The organism is Kitasatospora sp. NPDC056076, assembly GCF_042266305.1.
In the GTDB taxonomy this organism is placed as follows: domain Bacteria; phylum Actinomycetota; class Actinomycetes; order Streptomycetales; family Streptomycetaceae; genus Kitasatospora.
The window spans coordinates 50,753-72,334 of record NZ_JBHJWG010000048.1; the positions used below are offsets into that span (position 1 = coordinate 50,753).

At 72.5% G+C, this 21,582-nt stretch carries 16 protein-coding genes; 10 read left to right on the top strand and 6 right to left on the bottom strand.

What is annotated here, in order from left to right:
• Positions 1 to 3 precede the first annotated feature (3 nt).
• From ACFC1T_RS31200 to ACFC1T_RS31210, 3 genes are all read right to left on the bottom strand, one after another.
• Positions 4 to 1,527, bottom strand: coding sequence for a sugar transferase (locus ACFC1T_RS31200; RefSeq protein ID WP_375893972.1), 1,524 nt, complete (start codon positions 1,525 to 1,527; stop codon positions 4 to 6).
• Positions 1,528 to 1,920: 393 nt separating this feature from the next.
• The gene (locus tag ACFC1T_RS31205; protein WP_375893974.1) at positions 1,921 to 3,075 is read right to left on the bottom strand and encodes a glycosyltransferase; all 1,155 of its coding nucleotides are present in this window, start codon (positions 3,073 to 3,075) and stop codon (positions 1,921 to 1,923) included.
• 156 nt (positions 3,076 to 3,231) lie between these two features.
• On the bottom strand, positions 3,232 to 3,672 hold the full coding sequence (locus ACFC1T_RS31210; RefSeq protein WP_375893977.1) for an SRPBCC family protein: 441 nt from the start codon (positions 3,670 to 3,672) through the stop codon (positions 3,232 to 3,234).
• A 90-nt stretch (positions 3,673 to 3,762) separates the two neighbouring features.
• Between ACFC1T_RS31210 and ACFC1T_RS31215 the strand changes: the two genes are divergently transcribed.
• Positions 3,763 to 4,665 carry a HipA family kinase gene (locus ACFC1T_RS31215; RefSeq protein WP_375893979.1) on the top strand — a complete coding sequence of 301 codons (903 nt, stop codon included), beginning with the start codon at positions 3,763 to 3,765 and terminating at the stop codon, positions 4,663 to 4,665.
• A 124-nt stretch (positions 4,666 to 4,789) separates the two neighbouring features.
• Here ACFC1T_RS31215 and ACFC1T_RS31220 read toward each other — a convergent pair whose 3' ends face one another.
• From ACFC1T_RS31220 to ACFC1T_RS31230, 3 genes are all read right to left on the bottom strand, one after another.
• On the bottom strand, positions 4,790 to 6,280 hold the full coding sequence (locus ACFC1T_RS31220; RefSeq protein WP_375893981.1) for a S8 family serine peptidase: 1,491 nt from the start codon (positions 6,278 to 6,280) through the stop codon (positions 4,790 to 4,792).
• Between the two features lie 247 nt (positions 6,281 to 6,527).
• Positions 6,528 to 7,724, bottom strand: a complete 1,197-nt coding sequence (locus ACFC1T_RS31225; protein ID WP_375893984.1) for an amidohydrolase family protein — start codon at positions 7,722 to 7,724, stop codon at positions 6,528 to 6,530.
• A 1-nt stretch (position 7,725) separates the two neighbouring features.
• Positions 7,726 to 9,165: a glutamine synthetase gene (locus ACFC1T_RS31230; RefSeq protein WP_375893987.1), complete on the bottom strand. Its 1,440-nt coding sequence runs from the start codon at positions 9,163 to 9,165 to the stop codon at positions 7,726 to 7,728.
• Between the two features lie 546 nt (positions 9,166 to 9,711).
• Between ACFC1T_RS31230 and ACFC1T_RS31235 the strand changes: the two genes are divergently transcribed.
• The 9 genes from ACFC1T_RS31235 (at position 9,712) to ACFC1T_RS31275 (ending at position 21,385) form a co-directional block, all read left to right on the top strand.
• Positions 9,712 to 11,487 carry a 3-hydroxyacyl-CoA dehydrogenase family protein gene (locus ACFC1T_RS31235; protein WP_375893990.1) on the top strand — a complete coding sequence of 592 codons (1,776 nt, stop codon included), beginning with the start codon at positions 9,712 to 9,714 and terminating at the stop codon, positions 11,485 to 11,487.
• A 257-nt stretch (positions 11,488 to 11,744) separates the two neighbouring features.
• A complete protein-coding gene (locus tag ACFC1T_RS31240; RefSeq protein WP_375893993.1) occupies positions 11,745 to 12,665 on the top strand; it encodes a TetR family transcriptional regulator in 921 nt (306 codons plus the stop codon).
• Positions 12,666 to 13,046: 381 nt separating this feature from the next.
• Entirely contained in the window at positions 13,047 to 14,384 is a 1,338-nt protein-coding gene (ccrA, locus tag ACFC1T_RS31245; RefSeq protein WP_375893996.1) for a crotonyl-CoA carboxylase/reductase, read from the top strand.
• 10 nt (positions 14,385 to 14,394) lie between these two features.
• On the top strand, positions 14,395 to 16,425 hold the full coding sequence (locus tag ACFC1T_RS31250; protein WP_375893999.1) for a protein meaA: 2,031 nt from the start codon (positions 14,395 to 14,397) through the stop codon (positions 16,423 to 16,425).
• Positions 16,426 to 16,467: 42 nt separating this feature from the next.
• Positions 16,468 to 17,448: an HpcH/HpaI aldolase/citrate lyase family protein gene (locus tag ACFC1T_RS31255; RefSeq protein ID WP_375894001.1), complete on the top strand. Its 981-nt coding sequence runs from the start codon at positions 16,468 to 16,470 to the stop codon at positions 17,446 to 17,448.
• A gap of 4 nt (positions 17,449 to 17,452) precedes the next feature.
• Positions 17,453 to 17,956 (top strand): MaoC family dehydratase, encoded by a 504-nt coding sequence (locus ACFC1T_RS31260; protein ID WP_375894002.1) that lies wholly within the window; start codon positions 17,453 to 17,455, stop codon positions 17,954 to 17,956.
• A 149-nt stretch (positions 17,957 to 18,105) separates the two neighbouring features.
• Positions 18,106 to 19,308 (top strand): acyl-CoA dehydrogenase family protein, encoded by a 1,203-nt coding sequence (locus ACFC1T_RS31265; RefSeq protein ID WP_375894005.1) that lies wholly within the window; start codon positions 18,106 to 18,108, stop codon positions 19,306 to 19,308.
• A gap of 519 nt (positions 19,309 to 19,827) precedes the next feature.
• Positions 19,828 to 20,520 carry a phosphatidylserine decarboxylase gene (locus ACFC1T_RS31270; RefSeq protein WP_375894008.1) on the top strand — a complete coding sequence of 231 codons (693 nt, stop codon included), beginning with the start codon at positions 19,828 to 19,830 and terminating at the stop codon, positions 20,518 to 20,520.
• Positions 20,507 to 21,385, top strand: coding sequence for a CDP-alcohol phosphatidyltransferase family protein (locus ACFC1T_RS31275; protein ID WP_375894011.1), 879 nt, complete (start codon positions 20,507 to 20,509; stop codon positions 21,383 to 21,385). The genes ACFC1T_RS31270 and ACFC1T_RS31275 overlap by 14 nt, the downstream gene beginning before the upstream one ends.
• Positions 21,386 to 21,582 lie beyond the last annotated feature (197 nt).

Sequence of the window (21,582 nt, forward strand, 5' to 3'; positions counted from 1 at the left end):
GGGTCAGCTCCCGTCCGGGTGGAGCATCAGGGCCGCCGTGCGGCACAGGATCTTGACGTCCTGCCAGAGGCTCCAGCTCTCGATGTAGCGGTTGTCGAAGCGGGCCCGCTCCTCGATCGAGGTGTCCCCGCGCAGGCCGTTGACCTGGGCGAGGCCGGTGAGGCCGACCGGGACGCGGTGCCGGTCGCCGTACTCGGGGTAGGCCTGGCTGAACCGCATGACGAAGTAGGGGCGTTCGGGGCGCGGGCCGACCAGGCTCATGTCGCCGCGCAGGATGTTCCAGAGCTGCGGCAGCTCGTCCAGCGAGCTCTTGCGCAGCAGGCGGCCGACGGCGCCCATCCGGTGGTCCTGGGAGATGTTCCAGCGGGTCGCCGACTCGTGCTCGTTGCTGGGGCGCAGGGTGCGGAACTTGAGGACGGTGAAGACCCGGCCGTCCAGGCCGGTGCGCTGCTGGCGGAAGAGCACGCCGGGGCCGGTGTCGAAACGGACGGCGAGGGCGCACAGGGCCAGGACGGGGGCGAGCAGCAGCAGGCCGAACCCGGCGGCGGTGACGTCCAGGGCGCGCTTGGCGGCCCAGCCGGGGCGGCGCATGGCCGGGCTGCCGAGGCGCAGACAGGGGAAGCCCCAGAGGTGGTCGCCGCCGGCGATCGGGGCGGTGGGCAGCGAGCCGTGCTCGCGCAGCGCGGGCACCAGCCAGACCTGGCAGCCGAGCCGGACGGCGTCGCGCAGGGCGGCGGCGGTCTCGGCCTCGTCGGCCGCGCCGGCGGTGGCGATCACGTGGTGGATCCGGTGCCGGCGGACCTCGCGCTCCAGCACCTCGCGGCCGCCGAGCACGGGCGGGTCGGTGTCGTCGGCCAGCAGCGGCGGGTCGGCGTCCAGGAAGCCGACCGGGCGCATGCCGTACTCGCCGTGCTGGCTGAGCGCGGCGGCGACCTTGCGGCCGAGCCGGCCGGCGCCGAGCACCAGGACGGGGGCGGGGCGGCCGCGGCGGATCCGCCGGACCAGGTGGTAGAGGACGGCGCGGCCGAGGGCCGCGATCAGCAGTTGGGCGCCGAGCAGGACGGTGAGCCGGGCCGGGGTGGCCGGGCCGCAGTCGGGCCAGCGCCCGTCCAGGCAGCCGGCCAGGGTGACGGCGAAGGCGGTGGCGACCACGGCGCGGACGGCCAGGGCGGGGAGTTCGTCCAGGACCGACAGGGTGAGCCGGGTGCGGTAGAGGCCGCCGGCCAGGTTGAGCAGCAGGAGCAGGGGCAGGACGGCGGCGGCGCCGAGCAGCGGGGCGAGCGGGGCGGTCGGGTCGATCGCGCGGTTGGCGATGCCGGTGCCGGTGCAGAGTGCGATCGCGTCGACCTGGACCAGCGCGAGCGGCAGGGCGAGCCGGGAGCGGCAGGCCCGGCGGTGCCGGCGGGGCGACGCCACCGCCCGGGTGTACGCCGTACGGGTCGGCCGGTCGAGCAGCCCGGTGCCGCGCAGCCGCGGTCCGGACAGGGGCCCGCCGGATCGCGGCACGCTGTCGTGGTCAATGGTCATCAGCGCACGAACTCCCCTGCTGTGTGCCCGGGGTGGCGGTGCCCCGGCACCGATCGGCACGGGGCGGCCGTCCCGGCCCGGTGGGCGCGGTCCTGACAGCACCTGCCATCGCTGGCGGCTTTCGGTTCTCCGGCGAGGGGGCCGATCGCGGAAGGGCTGGTCACCACGGACGCGGCTGCGAAGGGCCCGGACAGGAATTCCCGGGGTGAAATCGAAACGAAGCAGGCAAAATCCGACAATACCGAACCAAGGCATGTGCGCCGGAAGTTGACTTGCCGTTTCATTCCAGCCGCCCATTAATAGGTATTTCGGATTTAACGCCTCTTCCATTTCCGGTTGAGGGTGCGAATGCGCCGGCGCCGGAACGGCGGGGATTCACGGCATGTGAAACGATCAGATCCGCTCTGGGACACGGGTCCTGCGCCGTCCGGCCGCCGGTCCGGCCCCCAGCAGGTGGCGGTACAGGACGTCCACCTGTTCGATCACCGTGCGGACGTCGTGCCGGGCCGTCACGTGCTCGCGCAGCCGGGCACCGCGTCGCTCGCACTCGATCGGGTCGGACAGCGCTTCGGCCATCCGGGTGGCGAGCGCGTCCGCGTCCTCGGGCGGCAGCACCGACTGCGTGCGCTCCGCCGGCGGCAGGCACTCCCGGGCCCCCGGCACGTCCGTCAGCAGCACCGGCCGGGCCGCCGCCATCGCCTCCAGCGGCGCCAGCGCCATCCCCTCCCAGCGCGAGGGCAGCACCACCAGGTCGGCCGCCGCCAGCCACGGGCGCGGGTCCGGTACGTCCCCGACCAGCCGGACCCGGCACGGCTCGGCCGACTCCCGGACCGTCTCCGCCAGCCGCTGCTCGTCCGGCCCGCCGCCGACCAGCGCCAGCCGGGCCTGCGGCACCCGGCGCAGCACCTCCGGCCAGGCGGCCAGCAGCACGTCCTGGCCCTTCTGCCGGCACAGCCGCCCGACGCAGACCGCGAGCGGGGCGTCCAGGTCCAGCCCGAGCGCGATCCGGGCGGCCCGGCGGTCGGCCGGCGCGTAGTGGCGGACGTCGACGCCGTTGGGCACCACCGCCCAGTCGGCGTGCACCCCCGCGGCCACGCCGTCGGCCCGCTCCTGGACGCTGACGCACAGCAACCGGTGCGCCCAGCGGCTCGCGAAGCGCTCCCAGCGCAGGGTCGCGGCGGCCATCGCGCCGTCCACGGCGGCGAAGGACCAGGCGTGCGGCTGGAAGACGGTCGGCACCGCGCCGCGCACGGCCAGCCGGCCGGCCAGCCCGGCCTTGGCACTGTGCAGGTGGACCACGTCCGGTCCGGCGGCCCGGACGATCCGGCGCAGCCGCCAGGCCTCGGCGGCGGTGCCCGGGCCGGGCGAGCGGTCCGCGGGCCAGTCCTGGACCAGCGCGCCGACCGCGGCGGCCTCCTCGGCCAGCCGCCCGCCGCGCGGGCAGGCGACCAGCACCCGGTGCCCGGCCTCGCGCTGCCCCCGGACCAGATCGACGACGACGCGGGCGACTCCGCCGTCCACCGGCTGTGAAATGTGAAGGATCGTCATATGCACGGCGGCGAGCCTAGGATGGCTCCCCCGTGCGGGGCGGCCCCCGTCACCCGCAGGTGGTGGGCCGTCCACCCGTACGGCTTTCGGCTCGTACGGGCGGACGAGCTGCTCGAACCTCCGGGCGATTCCCCCGGGTCGGGCGGGAACCCCGGGTCAGCGCACCTCGGCGGCCAGGTTGGCCAGCACCTGGTCGTGGATCCGGTTCAGGCCCTTGGGGGCGAAGGTGCGCTCGAAGAAGCCGCCGATGCCGGTGGCGCCCTGCCAGGTGGCGGTGACGGTGACCTTGGTGCGGCCCTCGCCGGCGGCCGCGACGGTCCAGGTGATCACCATGCTGGAGTTGGCGTCCTTCTCCACCAGCTGGTCCGGCTGCGGCGACGAGACGGTGAACAGGCAGTCGCGCACCCGCTTCTCGGTGGCCTGCAGCTTCCAGTGCACCTGGGTGCCGGCGCCGGTCCCGCCGACCCGGACCTCGTACTCGCTGTACTGCGCGGGCAGCAGCTTCGGGCGGGTCACCTGGTAGTCGGCCAGCGCCTCGTACACCCGCTCGGGCGCGGCGTCGTAGATCCGCTCGGTGGTGGCCTGCACCTGTCCCATGCCTTGCTCTCCTCGTGTGGTGGGTACCGCTCTGCGTACCGGTCTCAGCGGCAAGCCAATCACGTGGCACGGCGGGATAGGGTGGCGGGTGTGCTCGATCTGGTGACTGCGCTGCGCTACGTGGACCCGCTGCGGGCCGGGGGCTCGGTGCCGGGCGTCGTGGAGACCGACGACCTGGGAACGTACGTGGTCAAGTTCACCGGCGCCGCCCAGGGCCGCAAGGCGCTGGTGGCCGAGGTGATCGTCGGCGAGCTGGCCCGGCGGCTCGGACTGCGGGTGCCGGAGCTGCGGCTGGTGGACTTCGATCCGGCGGTGGCCGCCGACGAACCGGACACCGAGATCCAGGACCTGCTCAAGGCCAGCGCCGGGCTCAACCTCGGGATGGACCTGCTGCCCGGGGCCGCCGACTACCGGCCCGGGGCGATCCCGGTGGACTCCACAGAGGCGGGGCGGGTGGTCTGGCTGGACGCGCTCACCGGCAACGTCGACCGCACCGTGCACAACCCCAACCTGATGGTCTGGCACCAGCGGCTCTGGCTGATCGACAACGGCGCCGCGCTGATCTTCCACCACCGCTGGGCCACCGCCGGGGCGTCCGTCGGCAAGCGGTACGACCTCAGCGCGCACGCGCTGGGCGCCTGCGCCCCGGACGTCCGGCTGGCCGACGAGGACCTCGGGCCGCTGGTCACCGTCGACCTGCTGGAGCAGGTGGTGGCACTGGTCCCGGACGAGTGGCTGGCCGACGAGCCCGGCTTCGACTCGGTGGACGCCGTCCGGCAGGCGTACGTCACCCACCTGGCCGCCCGGGCGGTGCTCTCCGCGCAGTGGCTTCCGGAGGGCTTCGCCACGCCCGCGCAGCTGCGCGAGGCGGAGCAGCGCCGCGCGGCCCGCACCCGGGCCGGGCGGCCGGCCTGGCTGCAGGAGGTGCCGGACCTGCACGGCAAGCCGTCGGTGGAGACGGTCTGGGAGCACCACGTCGAGGCCGGGGAGTAGCTCGGCCGGACCGCCGGGTGCGCGCGGGGCCGGAACACCGCTGGGGGGCGGGGCCCGTGGCCCCGCCCCCCAGCTCGGCGTTCGGTGGTCAGCGCTCGGTGTTCAGCGCCGGGTGGTCAGCGCGTCAGCGCCACCACTGGACCGCCTTCTCGGCGTTGATGATGCCCGCGCCGTAGAAGCCGTTGTCGTCCGCGCCGCCCTCGCAGGTGGCCTTGAACTGGCCCGTGTTGCCCGGGTTGTAGACGCCGGTCGGGCAGGCGTGGGACTCGGCCTGGTTGGTCAGCAGCTCGGTGAGCTCGTCCGGGCTGGCCCACGGGAAGGTACTGGCGAGCAGCGCGACCACGCCGGTGACGTGCGGGGTGGCCATCGAGGTGCCCTGCATGTACCCGTACTTGTTGCCCGGGATGGTCGACAGGATGCGACCGTTCTTGTCCGGGGTGTCCGGGATCTGGTAACGGGCGTCACCACCCGGCGCGGCGACGGTGACGACGCCCTTGCCGTAGCTGGAGTAGTACGACTTGTCGCCGTTGACGCCGACCGCGGAGACCGCGATCACGCCGGGCAGCTCGGTCGGCAGCGACAGGCAGTCGTTGGTGACCGGGCGGGTGCCGGGCTTGGTGTCGTCCGGGCTGGAGACGTCGGTGGTCTTGTGCGCCAGGTCGATGTTCTCGTTACCGGCGGCGGCGACGTTCAGGACGCCCTTGCGCTGCGAGAAGGCGACGGCCTTGCGGACGGCGTCCGAGATCGCGGCCTGGTCCTTGTCGTTCGGGCAGTTGAACATCCACGGGTCGACGTAGTAGCTGTTGTTCGTCACCTTGAAGCCGTGCTCGCCGGCCCAGACGAAGCCGCAGACCGCGTTCTCCGGGTAGATGAAGCCACCGTCGTCGACGACCTTGACCGCGGCCAGCTTGACGTTCGGGGCGATGCCGACGATGCCCTTGCCGTTCTTGGCGGCGGCGATCGTGCCGGCGACGTGGGTGCCGTGGTCGCTGGTGGTCGGCTGCCACGCCTTCCAGTCGGTGTTCGTCCTGCCGTCGATGCAGGAGACCGACTGCGAGGCGTCCACGTTGGCGGCCAGGTCCTCGTGGGTGGCGTCGATGCCGGAGTCCAGCACGCCGACGGTGACGTTGCGGCTGCCCAGCGAGATCTTGTGCGCCTTGTCGACGCCGATCTGGCGCATGTCCCACTGGTTGGGCTCGTACGGCTCCTGGCCGTTCGCGGCGGCGGCGGCACCGGTCGGCGCCTCGGCGACCTCGGCCTTGGTCTGGTCGGCGGCGAGGATGCCCTTGGTGCGGCTGGCGCCGACCGAGTCGACGCCCTTGGCCAGACGCAGCTTCTCCGCGAACTTGGTGTCGTTGGAGCGGGCGACGATGACGCCGACCTGGTCGTACGACTGGACCACCGTGCCGCCGAGGGCGGTGACGGCCTTCTCCACCTTCTGCACCTGGCCGTGGTTGGCCTTGGTGTTGACGACGTAGCTGAGCAGCGGACCGGTCGTCGAGTCGCCGGTGGGCGCCGCGACGGCGGTGCCGGCCGGGAGCGCGAGAGCTCCGGCGGTCGCGAGCACCAGGCCCACAGCCGCGTAGCGGGTCCGGCTGATCCGAGGAACTCTCATTGGGGTTGGCCCTCCCGAGTCGTCATCCGGCAGCTGCGGTGTGGCAGGTGCGCTGGGATGACCGGGACGTTAATGAATATTCGCTGATAAGCGCAAGAGGTAGTCATCTAATCGTCACATCTAGACCAACAACGGAGGTTCGCGCTCCACCGGTCAACAGGCGGAACAGGGTTCAAGATTGTTAAAAAGTGATGGTTCGTCGACGACTGGGCCGGTTTGGCATGTGCGCGAAAACACAGCCGGGCGCTCAGCCGAGCGCGTACAGGCGGCGCGCGTTGTCGGCCGCGACCAGTCGGGCCACACGCTGCGCGTCCGCGGCCGAACAGGCGCCGTCCGCCCGCCAGTCGGCGAGGAGCATGCCCAGTCCGTGCCGGAACTGTGCGGCGCCCACCGAGAACAGTTCGGGAAGTCCGTAGGCGTCGGTGGAGAACAACAGTTTTCCGAAGGGCACCAGTTCCGACATCTCGCCGAGCACCGCCGCCACCCGCGGCCCGGTGTAGGAGGCCGTCAGCCCCAGATCGGCGTACACCGTCGGAAAGGCCTGGGCCAGCCAGCCGGCCTGCCGGTGGTACGGATAGCCGTGCAGCAGCACCAGCGGGACGCCGCTGGGCTCGGCGGCGCGGACGAAGTCGGTCAGCAGGGACGGGTCGGCGTGGTGCAGGGTGAGGTCGGGATCGCCGAAACCGGTGTGGAGCTGGAGGGGCAGGCGCAGCTCGGCGCAGACGTCCACGGCCGTCCAGAGCAGGTGGTGCAGCAGGACCGGATCGGTCAGCCGCCCGCCCCCGGCGCGCAGCTGGGCGCCGGCGGCGGCCACCACGGCCGGGCGGGCGGGCCGCTCGGCGGGGACGGCCAGGCCGTGCCGGTAGGCGACCACCGACTTGACCGCGACGGCACCGGCGGCGGCCCGCGCCAGGGCCTCGCCGACGGCCCGCGGCCAGTCCGCCGCGCCGCCCGGCACGCGCTCGGCCACCGACTCCAGCCGGACCACCTCGCGCACCACCGCCCCGGTGGCCTCGGCGAGTTCGGGCAGCGGCAGCAGTGCGCGGCCCGCGGCGGCGGTCAGCCCGGTGTCCACCAGGCAGGTGTCCAGTCCGGCGGCCGCGAGCAGCCGGCGGGTGGCCTCCGCCGCGCCCAACTCGCGCCGCCGGGCCAGGTAGTCGGCGGCCGGGGCGTGCGCCGGCAGGCCGAGCACGGGCGGGCACCACCGCCGGACGGCGAGGCCGATCGCGCTGTCGAAGGGCGAGCAGCCGGGCGCGGGCGGGCGGTCGGACTCGGTGAGCAGTCCGGCCAGGGCGTCGTCGGCGAGCTCGGCCGCCACCACGCTGTGGCAGTGGTGGTCGACCAGCGCCCCGATCTCCAGGCCCCCGACGTCCAGGGCCCCGACCCCCGGCGCCCCGACCTCCAGCGCCCCGAGCCGCCCTTCCGCGGCCCCCGAACGGGCCACCTCAGTACCGCCAGCGCGTCGCCGCGATCAACTCCTCCGCGCCGACGGCCGCGTACTGCTCGGCCTCGGCCCGGCGCACCGCCGCCACCGCCTGGTGCAGCGGCTCGCCGAGTGCCTCGCGCAGCACCGCCGAGCGCTCGTACGCGGCGAGCGCCTCGGCCGGGCCCTGCGGCAGCCGGGGCACCGTGCCCGGCTCGGCTGCGGCCGGATCGCCGGTGAACTCCGGTGGCAGGGCCCGGCGTTCGTCCAGGCCGGCGAGGCCGGCGGCGATCACCGCGCCGACCGCGAGGTACGGGTTGGCGCTCGCGTCGAAGCACTTGACCTCGGCGTTCGCGGCGGCGGCGCGCTCCCCGGTGGAGCCGGTGACCAGGCGCAGCGCGGCCTCCCGGTTCTCCAGGCCCCAGCACTGGTACGCCCCGGCCCAGTGCCGGGGCACCAGCCGCAGGTACCCGGCGGGGCTGGAGCAGCCCAGCACCAGGAGTTCGGGCAGTGCCCGGAGCACCCCGGCGAGGAAGCCCTCGGCCTCGGCCGTCAGCCCGTGCGGGCCGGCGCCGCCGTGCCCGAGGTTGCGGCCGTCCCGCCAGAGGCTGAGGTGGAGGTGGCCGCCGTTGCCGACCCCGTCGGCCTCGACCACGGGGGCGAAGGAGGCCCGCAGGCCGTGCCGGGCGGAGACGGCGCGGACAGTGTGCCGGACCAGGACGGAGGTGTCGGCGGCGCCGACCGGGCCCTCGGGGGCGACCGAGACCTCGAACTGGCCCGGGGAGTACTCGGGGTGGATCTGCAGCACGCCCAGGCCCTGGGCGCGGAGGGCGCGCAGGACGTCCCGCAGGTAGTCGGAGAGGTCGGTGAGCCGGTGCATGCCGTACGCGGGGCCGTGCGTGGGGTACTGCGGCGGCTCCTGCGGGGCCCCCGCCAGGGCGACCACCCACTCGACCTCGATGCCCGCCTTGAGGCTCAACCCGCGGGCGGAGGCCGCGGCCTCCGCCCGGCGGGCGAACAGGCGCTGGCAGCCGGGGTGCGGGGCGCCGGCCTGGGTGTGGCGGTCCGCCGGGGCCCAGGCCCAGCCGGGCTGGGCGGCCAGCGGGACGATCCGGTCGAGGTCGGGGTAGAGCCTCAAGTCCCCGGTGGGGCCGCCGATCAGCGGGCTGGTGGTGATGGTGTCGTCGGCGAGGAACACGTCGAAGCAGGGCGCCGCGCCGACGCCCCACTGGGCCGCGTGCACCAGGCCGTCGAGCGGCACACCCTTGACCCGGGCGATGCCCGCGTTGTCCACCCACGTCACGGCGACCGCCTCGACGGCGGCGGTGCGCAGCCGGTCGACGGCGCGCTCGGCCCGCTCGGCGCGCTCGGCCCGCGGGGGCAGCGCGACGGCGGCCGCGAGGGCGCCGGGGCCGAGCGGCCCGACGGGGTCGGCGGCCTGGGCGGCGGTGACGGTGCTCATGCCGCCATGCTGCCCCGCGGACCGGGGGCCGGTAACTCCCCTATCGGGTGGAACGAACGGACGCCCGTCCGTCTCTTCACCCGTTCGGGGAAAGGTCGTTCGGGTCCGATCCGCCGCCGTGCCGGGCCGGAGCCGGACGGTTTTCCGCCGACGCCCTCTTCCTACTCGCGAGTAGCTTCGCTACAGTGGCCGGACGCACCACCGTCGGGCTTCGGGAGCCGCACCGACGGGAGGTCGCGGTCGTCGTGTCTGCGGCGCCCGCGCGGTGCGCCTTCACCGGCCGGTGCCGCGGACCGCGGCGGGCCGGGTCTCTCCTCGTATCAGTGCCGCTTCCTTCACCTTCGAGCGCCTGAGCACCACGGCACACCCCGCAGTTCGGCCGGAGCGGACCGGCCGCTGCCCGGGCCTGCCGGAACCCCGTCATCTCCCCAAGCCCCCGCGCGCGAACCCTCCTCCGGCGCCGGCCGCCCCCGTCCTCGTCGACGGGCGCGGCGGCCCGCCCGCCGGAGCGCGCGCGGGCCCTTCATGACATAGGAGTCAGGACTGATGGAGCGTCCCTTCCCCACCGTGGCCGTCGTCGGCCTCGGCACGATGGGTGCCGGAGTCGCGGTGGCGGTCGCCAGGAGCGGCCGCCGGGTGATCGGCATCGAGGCCTCCGAGGACTCGGCCGCCCGGGCGCTGGCCCGGATCGAGGAGGCGACCGCGCACGCGGTCGACCGGGAGCGGATCACCGCCGGGGAGCGCACCGCGCTGCTGGCCCGGATCTCGGTCGGGCACGAGCTGACCGCCGCCGCCGAGGCGGACCTGGTGATCGAGGAGGTCCCCGAGCAGCTGGAGTTGAAGCGGGAGGTCTTCGCCGAGCTGGACCGGATCTGCCCGGAGGGCACGGTGCTGGCCACCGGCACCACCGCCCTGTCGGTGACCCGGATCGCCGCCGCGACGGCCCGTCCCGAGCGGGTGCTCGGCCTGCACTTCTTCAACCCGGTGCACACCATGAAGCTCGTCGAGGTGGTGCGCACCGTGCTGACCTCCCCGCAGACCGCCGAGGACGCCGCCGCCTTCGCCCGCGACCTGGGCAAGGAGCCGGTGGCGGCGGGCGACCGGGCCGGCTTCGTGGTGAACGGCCTGCTGTTCGCGTACCTGAACCAGGCCGCCTCGATGTACGAGTCCAAGTACGCGTCCCGGGAGGACATCGACGCCGCGATGCGGCTCGGCTGCGGCCTGCCGATGGGCCCGCTGGCGCTGCTCGACCTGATCGGCGTGGACACCGCCCGGACGGTGCTGGAGGCGATGTACGAGCAGTCCCGGGACCGGCTGCACGCGCCCGCGCCGATCCTCGGCCAGCTGGTCTCGGCCGGGCTGCTGGGCCGCAAGTCCGGGCGCGGCTTCTACACCTACGAGGCGCCGGGCTCCTCCAGGGCCGTGGACGCGGCCACCGGCCCGGCGCAGCCGAAGGTGGCGGGCCGCGAGGTGCGCACCGTCGGCGTCTGCGGCTCGGGCACGATGGCCACCGGCATCGCCGAGGTGTTCGCCAAGGCCGGGCACCCGGTGCTGCTGGCCGCCCGCAGCCAGGAGAAGGCCGAGCGGGCCAAGGCGCAGCTGGCGAGGTCGCTGGAGCGCTCGGTCGCCAAGGGCCGGCTGAGCGCGGAGCAGCGGGACGCCGCGCTGGCGCTGGTCACCCCGGTCGGCCGGTACGCCGAGCTGGCCGAGGTGGACCTGGTGGTCGAGGCGGTCGCCGAGGACCTGGAGGTCAAGCGGGAGCTGTTCGCGACCCTGGACAAGATCGTCCGTCCGGGCGCGGTGCTCGCCACCACCACCTCCTCGCTGCCGGTGATCAGCTGCGCGACCGCCACCTCGCGGCCGCAGGACGTGATCGGCATGCACTTCTTCAACCCGGCGCCGGCCATGAAGCTGGTCGAGGTGGTCTCCACCGTGCTGACCGCCCCGGACGTCACGGCGACGGTGCTGGAGCTGACCGCGAAGGTGCGCAAGCACCCGGTGGAGTGCGGCGACCGGGCCGGCTTCATCGTCAACGCCCTGCTGTTCCCGTACCTGAACGACGCGGTGCGGATGCTCCAGGAGCACTACGCGACGGTGGACGACATCGACACCGCGATGAAGCTGGGCTGCGGCTACCCGATGGGCCCGTTCGAGCTGCTGGACGTGGTCGGCCTGGACGTCTCGCTGACCATCGAGCAGGTGCTGCACCAGGAGTTCCGCGAGCCCGGCCTGGCCGCGGCGCCGCTGCTGGAGCACCTGGTCGCGGCCGGCTGCCTGGGCCGCAAGACCGGCCGCGGCTTCCGCGACCACGCGCGCCGGTGACCGCGTCACGGGCCGGGGGCGACCGGCTGCCGGACGCGGGAGCGGCGCCGTACGGCCCCGGCGCCCCGCCCCCGGGCAACGGCGCGGCCTACGGCAACGGTGCCGCGCCGCACGGCTCCGGGGCGGCCGGCCACCCCGCCTGGACCCCGGGGGCGGTGTCCGCGCGCTGGCCCAGACCGGCCGTGACCGGCCCGGTCACGCCGGTGCGCCGGGGAAGGGCCGCGGCCCCACCGACCGGGCCGTGTAGCGTTCCGGACATGGATCGGGTTCAGTCAGCCACCCCTCAGCACACCGCCGGACCGCGCGGCACCGAACGGACGGCCGGCCCGTCCGGGGGCACCGGGTCGGAGGCCGGGCCGGGCAGCCGCCGGGCGGCGGCGCAGCGCCAGCAGATGCGCCAGGACCTGGCCGCGGCCGCGATGGAGCTGTTCGCCTCGCAGGGCTACGAGGAGACGACGGTCGACCAGATCGCCGCGGCCGCCGGGGTCGCCCGGCGCACCTTCTTCCGGTACTTCCGGTCGAAGGAGGAGGCGATCTTCCCCGACCACGACGACACCCTGGTGCGGGTGGCCGACCTGCTGGCCAGCGCCGAGCCGGAGGAGCACCCGCTGGACGTGGTGTGCCGCGGCATCAAGGAGGTGCTGCGGATGTACGCCTCCACCCCGGGGGTGTCGGTCGCGCGGTACCAGCTGATCCGTCAGGTCCCGGCGCTGCGCGAGCGCGAGATCGCCGTGGTGGCCCGGTACGAGCGGCTGTTCACCCGCTACCTGCTGGGCCGTTTCGACACCGGGGAGTCCATTCCGTCGGGCTGGCAGCGCGGCGGCGAGGACGACCCGATGCTGGCCGAGGTGTCGGCGGCGGCGGTCGTGGCGGCGCACAACCACGTGCTGCGGCGCTGGCTGCGGGCCGGCGGCCGGGGCGACGTCGAGGCGCAGCTGGACCACTCCTTCGAGGTGATCCGGCGGACCTTCTGGGCGGCCAGTGCCCCGGGTGCCAGACGCCGGGGCCCGTTGGTGGCACCGGGTGCCAGTGGGATGCCAGAGGACGGGGTGGCGGAGAGCGCACTGAGTGCCAGTCCCGGAGGTGAGGTGCTCATCACAGTCGCCCGCACGGACGCTCCGCTGGAGGTCGTGGTGGACAGCATCCGGGCCGCGCTGAGTGGCACCCGGGGCCACTGAGGCGGCAATAACCGCAGGTCAGAGGAACAGCGAGGGCCCGTACCGAGGTATCGGTACGGGCCCTCGGCGTACCCGCACTACGCGCGTTCCGCACCCTTCCGGAGTGTCGGAATTCCTGACACCCGGTGTCTTTACGAGTGGCACAGGGTGCCACTACCTTGTTACTCACCAGTCGCGGCGCCGCGGCTCCCCACCTCGGCGCGCCGTCGTCCGGCGTTCCCACACCCCGGGAGCAGAGCCAGACCAGCAGTGCAGACCCGCCCGGACCACCACCGGGCGACCGCCTGACCGCCAACCACCCACCTCAGCGAAGCCGGTGTCCGCTCCCGGCTCCCCCAGACGCCCTGTGACCCTCACACAGGTACGCCTTCGGAGGCAGCCATGCAGGAAATCCTCGACGCGATCCTCAGCTCCGACGCCACGTCGGCCGACTACGCGGCGATCAAGCTCCCCGAGTCCTACCGGGCGGTCACGCTCCACAAGGACGAGGAGCAGATGTTCGCGGGCCTCGACAGCCGCGACAAGGACCCCCGAAAGTCCCTCCACCTCGACGAGGTCGCCCTCCCGGAGCTCGGCCCCGGCGAGGCCCTGGTCGCGGTCATGGCCAGCTCGGTGAACTACAACACCGTGTGGAGCTCGATCTTCGAGCCGGTCTCCACCTTCGGCTTCCTGGAGCGCTACGGCCGGCTGTCGCCGCTCACCAAGCGCCACGACCTGCCGTACCACGTGCTCGGCTCCGACCTCGCGGGCGTGGTGCTGCGCACCGGCGCCGGGGTCAACGCCTGGAAGCCCGGCGACGAGGTCGTCGCCCACTGCCTCTCGGTCGAGCTGGAGTCCCCGGACGGCCACAACGACACGATGATGGACCCGGAGCAGCGCATCTGGGGCTTCGAGACCAACTTCGGCGGCCTGGCCCAGCTCGCCCTGGTGAAGACCAACCAGCTGCTGCCCAAGCCGAAGCACCTCTCCTGGGAGGAGGCCGCCTCCCCCGGCCTGGTCAACTCCACCGCCTACCGCCAGCTGGTGTCGCAGAACGGCGCCGGCATGAAGCAGGGCGACAACGTGCTGATCTGGGGCGCCAGCGGCGGCCTCGGCTCGTACGCCACCCAGTACGCGCTGGCCGGCGGCGCCACCCCGATCTGCGTGGTCTCCAGCGAGTCCAAGGCCGACATCTGCCGCGCCATGGGCGCCGAGGCGATCATCGACCGCTCGGCCGAGGGCTACAAGTTCTGGAAGGACGAGAACAACCAGGACCCGCGCGAGTGGAAGCGCCTGGGCTCCAAGATCCGCGAGTTCACCGGCGGCGAGGACGTCGACATCGTCTTCGAGCACCCGGGCCGGGAGACCTTCGGCGCCTCGGTGTACGTCACCCGCAAGGGCGGCACCATCGTCACCTGCGCCTCCACCTCCGGCTTCATGCACCAGTACGACAACCGCTACCTGTGGATGTCGCTCAAGCGGATCGTCGGCTCGCACTTCGCCAACTACCGCGAGGCCTACGAGGCCAACCGCCTGGTCGCCAAGGGCAAGATCCACCCGACCCTCTCCAAGGTGTACTCGCTGGAGGAGACCGGCCAGGCCGCCCTCGACGTGCACCACAACAAGCACCAGGGCAAGGTCGGCGTGCTCTGCCTGGCCCCCGAGGAGGGCCTGGGCGTGCGCGACGCCGAGCTGCGCGCCACCCACCTCGACGCGATCAACCGCTTCCGGAACATCTGAGGCCGATCCGATGACAGAGCCCCAGAAGCGCGACCGCCCGTGGCTGATGCGCACCTACGCCGGCCACTCCACCGCGAGCGACTCCAACGCGCTCTACCGGCGGAACCTGGCGAAGGGCCAGACCGGCCTGTCCGTCGCCTTCGACCTGCCGACCCAGACCGGCTACGACTCCGACCACATCCTCGCCCGCGGCGAGGTGGGCCGGGTCGGCGTCCCGGTCGGCCACGTCGGCGACATGCGCACCCTGTTCGACGGCATCCCGCTCGAACAGACCAACACCTCCATGACGATCAACGCCACCGCGATGTGGCTGCTGGCGCTCTACCAGGTGGTCGCCGAGGAGCAGGGCGCCGACGTCGCCAAGCTCACCGGCACCACCCAGAACGACATCGTCAAGGAGTACCTGTCGCGCGGGACACACGTCTTCCCGCCCGGCCCGTCGGTGCGCCTGATCACCGACATGATCGCCTACACGGTCGGCAACATCCCCAAGTGGAACCCGATCAACATCTGCAGCTACCACCTCCAGGAGGCCGGGGCCACGCCCGTCCAGGAGATCGCGTACGCGATGTGCACCGCCATCTCGGTGCTCGACGCCGTCCGCGACTCCGGGCAGGTGCCCGCCGAGCGGATGGGCGACGTGGTCGCCCGGATCTCCTTCTTCGTCAACGCCGGCGTGCGCTTCGTCGAGGAGATGTGCAAGATGCGCGCCTTCGCCCAGCTCTGGGAGAAGGTCACGCTGGAGCGCTACAGGGTCACCGACCCCAAGCAGCGCCGGTTCCGCTACGGCGTCCAGGTCAACTCGCTCGGGCTGACCGAGGCCCAGCCGGAGAACAACGTCCAGCGGATCGTGCTGGAGATGCTGGCCGTCACCCTGTCCAAGGACGCCCGCGCCCGGGCCGTCCAACTCCCGGCCTGGAACGAGGCGTTGGGGCTGCCGCGGCCGTGGGACCAGCAGTGGTCGCTGCGGATCCAGCAGGTGCTGGCCTACGAGTCGGACCTGCTGGAGTACGGCGACCTCTTCAACGGCTCCGAGGTGATCGAGACCAAGACCGCGGCGCTGCTGGCCGGCGCCGAGGCGGAGATCGCCAAGGTGATGGAGATGGGCGGGGTGATTCCGGCCGTCGAGTCCGGCTACCTCAAGTCCAACCTGGTCGCCTCGCACGCCGCCCGCCGGGCCCGGATCGAGTCCGGCGAAGACAAGATCATCGGGGTCAACTGCTTCGACACCACCGAGCCCAGCCCGCTCACCGCCGACCTCGACACCGCGATCATGGTCGTCGACCCGGCCTCCGAGCAGTCCGTGCTCGCCGCCCTGGAGGCCTGGCGCGGCGCCCGCGACGAGGCCGCCGCCCAGGAGGCGCTGGCCGAGCTCAAGACCGTCGCCGCCACCGAGGCCAACCTGATGCCGGCCACCCTCGCCTGCGCCCGCGCCGGAGTCACCACCGGCGAGTGGTCCTTCGCCCTGCGCGAGGTGTTCGGCGAGTACCGCGCCCCCACCGGCGTGGGCGGCGCGCCCGTCGCGGTCGCCGCCGAGCCGGGCGGGGAGCTGGAGCAGGTCCGCGCCGCCGTCGCCGCCACCGCCGAGGAGCTGGGCGCCGGCAAGCTGCGCCTGCTGGTCGGCAAGCCCGGCCTGGACGGCCACTCCAACGGCGCCGAGCAGATCGCCGTCCGGGCCCGCGACGCCGGGTTCGAGGTGGTCTACCAGGGCATCCGGCTCACCCCGGAGCAGATCGTCTCCGCCGCCGTGGCGGAGGACGTGCACTGCGTGGGCCTGTCCATCCTCTCCGGCGCGCACACCGAGCTGGTGCCCGACGTCCTGAAGCGGCTGCGCCGCGCCGGGGTGGAGGATGTCCCGGTGATCGTGGGTGGCATCATCCCGGCAGCGGACGGCGAGGCCCTCAAGGCCGCCGGCGTCGCCGCCGTGTTCACCCCGAAGGACTTCGGCATCACCACCATCATCGGCCGGATCGTGGACGAGATCCGGCTGGCCAACCGGCTCCAGCCGTGGACGTCCGCACCGACCGCGGCCACGAACTGACCAGCTGACCAGCTGACCACTGGGAAGGAACGAACCACCCTCATGACTGCTTTGAACCGCCTTCGCCCGCGCCGCTCCTGCCTCGCCGTACCGGGCAGCAACCCGCGCTTCCTGGAGAAGGCCCAGGGCCTCCCGGCCGACCAGGTCTTCCTCGACCTGGAGGACGCCTGCGCCCCGCTGGTCAAGGAGAGCGCCCGCCACCACATCGTCGACGCGCTGAACAACGGCGACTGGGGCGGCAAGACCCGCGTCGTCCGCGTCAACGACTGGACCACCCACTGGACCTACCGCGACGTGATCACCGTCGTCGAGGGCGCCGGCCCCAACCTCGACTGCATCATGCTGCCCAAGGTCCAGGACGCCGAGCAGGTCAAGGCGCTCGACCTGCTGCTCACCCAGATCGAGAAGACCATGGGCTTCGAGGTCGGCAGGATCGGCATCGAGGCGCAGATCGAGAACGCCAAGGGCCTGATCAACGTCGACGCCATCGCCGAGGCCTCGCCCCGGCTGGAGACCATCATCTTCGGCCCAGCCGACTTCATGGCCTCCATCAACATGAAGTCCCTGGTGGTCGGCGAGCAGCCGCCCGGCTACAACGCCGACGCCTACCACTACATCCTGATGCGCATCCTGATGGCCGCCCGCGCCAACGACCTCCAGGCGATCGACGGCCCGTACCTCCAGATCCGCAACGCCGACGGCTACCGCGAGGTCGCCGGCCGCTCCGCCGCCCTCGGCTTCGACGGCAAGTGGGTGCTGCACCCGGACCAGGTCGCCATCGCCAACGAGGTCTACTCCCCCTCCCAGGAGGACTACGACCACGCCGAGCTGATCCTCGACGCGTACGACTACTGCACCTCCGAGGCCGGCGGCGCCAAGGGCTCCGCGATGCTCGGCGACGAGATGATCGACGAGGCCAGCCGCAAGATGGCCCTGGTCGTCTCCGGCAAGGGCCGGGCCGCCGGCATGCAGCGCACCAGCAAGTTCGAACAGCCCGGATCTGACAAGAAGGCGGAGGCCTGAGGCCATGCAGTTCGGACGCACCTACGAGGAGTTCGAGGTCGGCGCGGTCTACAAGCACTGGCCCGGCAAGACGGTCACCGAGTACGACGACCACCTGTTCTGCCTGCTCACCATGAACCACCACCCGCTCCACATGGACACCAACTACGCCGAGAAGACGACCGACTTCGGCAAGAACGTCGTGGTGGGCAACTACATCTACTCGCTGCTGCTCGGCATGTCCGTCCCGGACGTCTCCGGCAAGGCGATCGCCAACCTGGAGATCGAGTCGCTGCGCCACATCGCGCCGACCTTCCACGGCGACACCCTCTACGGCGAGACGACCGTCCTGGACAAGTGGCCGTCCAAGTCCAAGAACGACCGCGGCATCGTCCACGTCGAGACCAAGGGCTACAAGCAGGACGGCACCGTCGTCTGCGTCTTCCGCCGCAAGGTGATGGTGCCGACCGAGACGTACATCAAGGAGCGCGGCGGCGAGCAGCCGGGGCGCCCCGAGCCGCTCTCCTGAACCACCCCCCCTCCCAGAGACCCCGGACGGGTAGGCCGCCGTCATCGGCCGACCCCCACCCGGTCGGGGGCCCTGCTGCCGCAGCCACGCCGGCAGGGCCCCCGGAAATCCCCCCCCCCGCCCGTTTTCAGACATTCCGGAGCCGCACGATGGGACGCCTCGCACAGACCGACGGCCTCACCGAGATCCAGCGGGACATCCTCGCCACCGTGCGGGATTTCGTCGACAAGGAGATCATTCCGGTCGCGACCGAGCTGGAGCACAAGGACGAGTACCCGACCGCGATCGTCGAGGGCATGAAGCAGCTCGGGCTGTTCGGCCTCACGATCCCCGAGGAGTACGGCGGCCTCGGCGAGTCCCTGCTCACCTACGCCCTGGTGGTCGAGGAGATCGCCCGCGGCTGGATGTCGGTCTCCGGCATCGTCAACACCCACTTCATCGTGGCGCACATGATCAACGCCCACGGCACCCAGGAGCAGAAGGACCACTTCCTGCCGAAGATGGCGGCCGGCGAAATCCGCGGCGCCTTCTCGATGTCCGAGCCCGGACTCGGCTCCGACGTTTCCGCCATCTCCACCAAGGGCGTCAAGGACGGCGAGTTCTACGTCCTCAACGGCCAGAAGATGTGGCTCACCAACGGCGGCACCTCCACCCTGGTCGCGGTCCTGTGCAAGACCGACGAGGGCGGCAGCTCCCCGTACAAGAACATGACCACCTTCCTGATCGAGAAGACGGCCGGTTTCGGCCCGAACCCGACCGTCCCCGGCCTCACCGTGCCCGGGAAGATCGAGAAGATGGGCTACAAGGGCGTCGACACCACCGAGCTGGTGCTCCAGGACGTGCGGATTCCGGCCAACCGCGTCCTCGGCGGCGTCCCGGGCCGCGGCTTCTACCAGATGATGGACGGCGTCGAGGTCGGCCGGGTCAACGTCGCCGCCCGCGGCTGCGGCGTCGCCCGCCGCGCCTTCGAGCTCGGCATCTCCTACGCCCAGCAGCGCTCCACCTTCGGCAAGAAGATCGCCGAGCACCAGGCGATCCAGTTCAAGCTCGCCGAGATGGCCACCAAGGTCGAGGCCGCCCACCAGATGATGGTCATGGCCGCCCGCAAGAAGGACAGCGGCGAGCGCAACGACCTGGAGGCGGGCATGGCCAAGTACCTGGCCTCCGAGTACTGCAAGGAGGTCGTCGAGGACGCCTTCCGGATCCACGGCGGCTACGGCTTCTCGAAGGAGTACGAGATCGAGCGCCTCTACCGCGAGGCCCCGATGCTGCTCATCGGTGAAGGAACTGCGGAGATCCAGAAGATGATCGTCGGGCGCCGGCTCCTGGAGGAGTACAAGATCGCCGAGTGACGGCCCGGCCCCCGCCCGAACGCGGGGACCGCCGAGTGATTGCGAGGCCGCCCGCATTGACGGGCGGCCCGCTCCGAAACCGCCGGTCGACGGGCGTGCGGGCCCGTCCCGGCGGAGTGCCGTGCCCGTCACGGCCCGGCCTGGTCCGCCTGGGTCCGGCACGGCCTCCGGAAAGCGGCCGCAGGGCGTACAGCTGCAGCGACGCGCCCTGCGGCCGCTTCCGTACACCTTCTTCCACCCGGTACGGCCCGTGTCCCCCACCGGGTTCCGCCCGCACCCCTGCTGAGACAAGAGTCACCAGCCCTGTCCGGTCCCTTGGGAACCGGACCGGGGCGAGCTACGGTCGTAGAGGCAGGACGCGCGCACGCGCTCCCACCGGACACATGAACGAGCAGGCGGGTTGCCCACCCACCGTGTGCTCCCGATAGCATCCACCGGGACAGCAAGCCGTCCCTTCTATTACCGATCCCGCGGTGGCCCCCGTCCAGCGGCCATGATCCCCCGCGACAAAGGTTTTCGATGCCCATCAGCCCGTCCCCTCACACCTCCGTCACGGACCGCGATGCCCTCGCAGCCCCGGCGGCCGGTCGGCGACCCCGCGTGACCATCGCGCGCGGAGCCACCCCCTGGTTCGTCCCCACCCTCGCCACGGCCGCCGTGACCACCGCCCTCACCCGGCGCAACGGCAAGTGGGCCCTGGCGGCGGTACCGGCCTGTGCGCTCGGCGCGGGCATGCTGTGGTTCTTCCGCGACCCCGAGCGTGAGATCGGCACCGGCAGAGTCATCTCCCCCGCCGACGGCGTGGTCCAGAGCATCGACGCCTGGCCGGACGGCCGCACCCGGGTCGCGATCTTCATGAGCCCGCTCAACGTCCACGTCAACCGCGCGCCCCTGCCGGGCACGGTGACGTCGGTCGAGCACGTCGCGGGCGGCTTCGTGCCGGCCTTCAACAAGGACAGCGACCAGAACGAGCGGGTCGTCTGGCACTTCGACACCGAGCTCGGCGACATCGAGATGGTGCAGATCGCGGGGGCCGTGGCCCGCCGGATCGTGCCGTACGTGGCCGCCGGAACCAAGGTCGAGCAGGGCGACCGGATCGGCCTGATCCGGTTCGGCTCCCGGGTCGACACCTACCTGCCGGCCGGCGTCGAGGTCGGCGTCGAGGTCGGCCAGAAGACCACAGCCGGGGTGACGCGCCTTGACCGTGACTGATCCTGAAACAATCGTCGGCCTGGACGACGAGGAGACGGCCCTGCGCCGTCGCCGCTGGGCGCGCGACCGTGAGCTGCGCGCCCCGCGCTCCCCGCAGCACCTGTCCACCGCCGACTTCCTGACCCTGGGGAACGCCGTCTGCGGCTTCCTGGCGATCTACTCGATCACCACCGGGGTCCTGGTCCCGCACATCACCAACCCGGACGCCGCTCCGGACCGGCACAGCGCCGCCACCGCGGTGACGCTGCTGCTGATCGGCTCGATGTGCGACCTCTTCGACGGCCTGGTGGCGCGGAAGCTCCGCTCCTCCGCCCTCGGAGCGGAACTCGACAACCTGGCCGACCTGATCAGCTTCGGCATCGCGCCGGCCTACTTCGTCGCGGTCTGGGGCATGGTCTCCCAGGGCTCCAACACCAAGCTCTCGGCGCTGATCGCGCTGACCGTGCTGCTCGCGGTGGTCCTGCGGCTGGCCCGCTTCTCGACCGTCAAGATGCGGCCCGGGGTGTTCCAGGGCATGCCCTGCCCGATGGGCGCGATGACGGTCATCGCCATCGTGCTGCTCGACCCGCCGTTCCTGCCCGGTCTGCTCGCCATCTTCGGCGCCGCGTACCTCATGGTCAGCCGGATCGAGTACCCGAAGCCCCAGGGGCTGCTGGCCACCGCCACGCTCTGCTGGGTCGTCGTGGCGATCGGCTGCCTGGCCGCCTGGGCGACCGGGCTGCCCGGTGGCGACACCCTGATGCACGTCGGGGCCTTCGCCCAGATCACGCTCGCCGCGATGGCGCCGCTGCTGGTCATCCGGCGCAAGGTCGGGCAGAAGGTCGGCGACGTCCGCGCCCGGCGGGCGGAGTCGCGGCTCGGCTGAGCCACTGCACGACGTACGGAGAAGGGCCCGGAACCTGATGGTTCCGGGCCCTTCCGTCGTGCTCGTGCCGGGTGTGCCGGCCAGGCGCCGCCGGTGTGCCGGCTAGGTGTACTGACCACGGAGGTTGGTGACGGGGTTCACGGCTGGGTGATCTTGAAATGAGTGAGGGCCTTCTGGCTCGGTGTGGATTGCGACAT

Excerpts from the sequence above, each read along its gene's own strand:
- ACFC1T_RS31200 (WP_375893972.1), bottom strand. The coding sequence starts at position 1,527 with ATGACCATTGACCACGACAGCGTGCCGCGATCCGGCGGGCCCCTGTCC.
- ACFC1T_RS31205 (WP_375893974.1), bottom strand. The coding sequence starts at position 3,075 with ATGACGATCCTTCACATTTCACAGCCGGTGGACGGCGGAGTCGCCCGC.
- ACFC1T_RS31210 (WP_375893977.1), bottom strand. The coding sequence starts at position 3,672 with ATGGGACAGGTGCAGGCCACCACCGAGCGGATCTACGACGCCGCGCCC.
- ACFC1T_RS31220 (WP_375893981.1), bottom strand. The coding sequence starts at position 6,280 with ATGAGAGTTCCTCGGATCAGCCGGACCCGCTACGCGGCTGTGGGCCTG.
- ACFC1T_RS31230 (WP_375893987.1), bottom strand. The coding sequence starts at position 9,165 with ATGAGCACCGTCACCGCCGCCCAGGCCGCCGACCCCGTCGGGCCGCTC.
- ACFC1T_RS31235 (WP_375893990.1), top strand. The coding sequence starts at position 9,712 with ATGGAGCGTCCCTTCCCCACCGTGGCCGTCGTCGGCCTCGGCACGATG.
- ACFC1T_RS31240 (WP_375893993.1), top strand. The coding sequence starts at position 11,745 with ATGGATCGGGTTCAGTCAGCCACCCCTCAGCACACCGCCGGACCGCGC.
- ccrA (WP_375893996.1), top strand. The coding sequence starts at position 13,047 with ATGCAGGAAATCCTCGACGCGATCCTCAGCTCCGACGCCACGTCGGCC.
- ACFC1T_RS31250 (WP_375893999.1), top strand. The coding sequence starts at position 14,395 with ATGACAGAGCCCCAGAAGCGCGACCGCCCGTGGCTGATGCGCACCTAC.
- ACFC1T_RS31255 (WP_375894001.1), top strand. The coding sequence starts at position 16,468 with ATGACTGCTTTGAACCGCCTTCGCCCGCGCCGCTCCTGCCTCGCCGTA.
- ACFC1T_RS31260 (WP_375894002.1), top strand. The coding sequence starts at position 17,453 with ATGCAGTTCGGACGCACCTACGAGGAGTTCGAGGTCGGCGCGGTCTAC.
- ACFC1T_RS31265 (WP_375894005.1), top strand. The coding sequence starts at position 18,106 with ATGGGACGCCTCGCACAGACCGACGGCCTCACCGAGATCCAGCGGGAC.
- ACFC1T_RS31270 (WP_375894008.1), top strand. The coding sequence starts at position 19,828 with ATGCCCATCAGCCCGTCCCCTCACACCTCCGTCACGGACCGCGATGCC.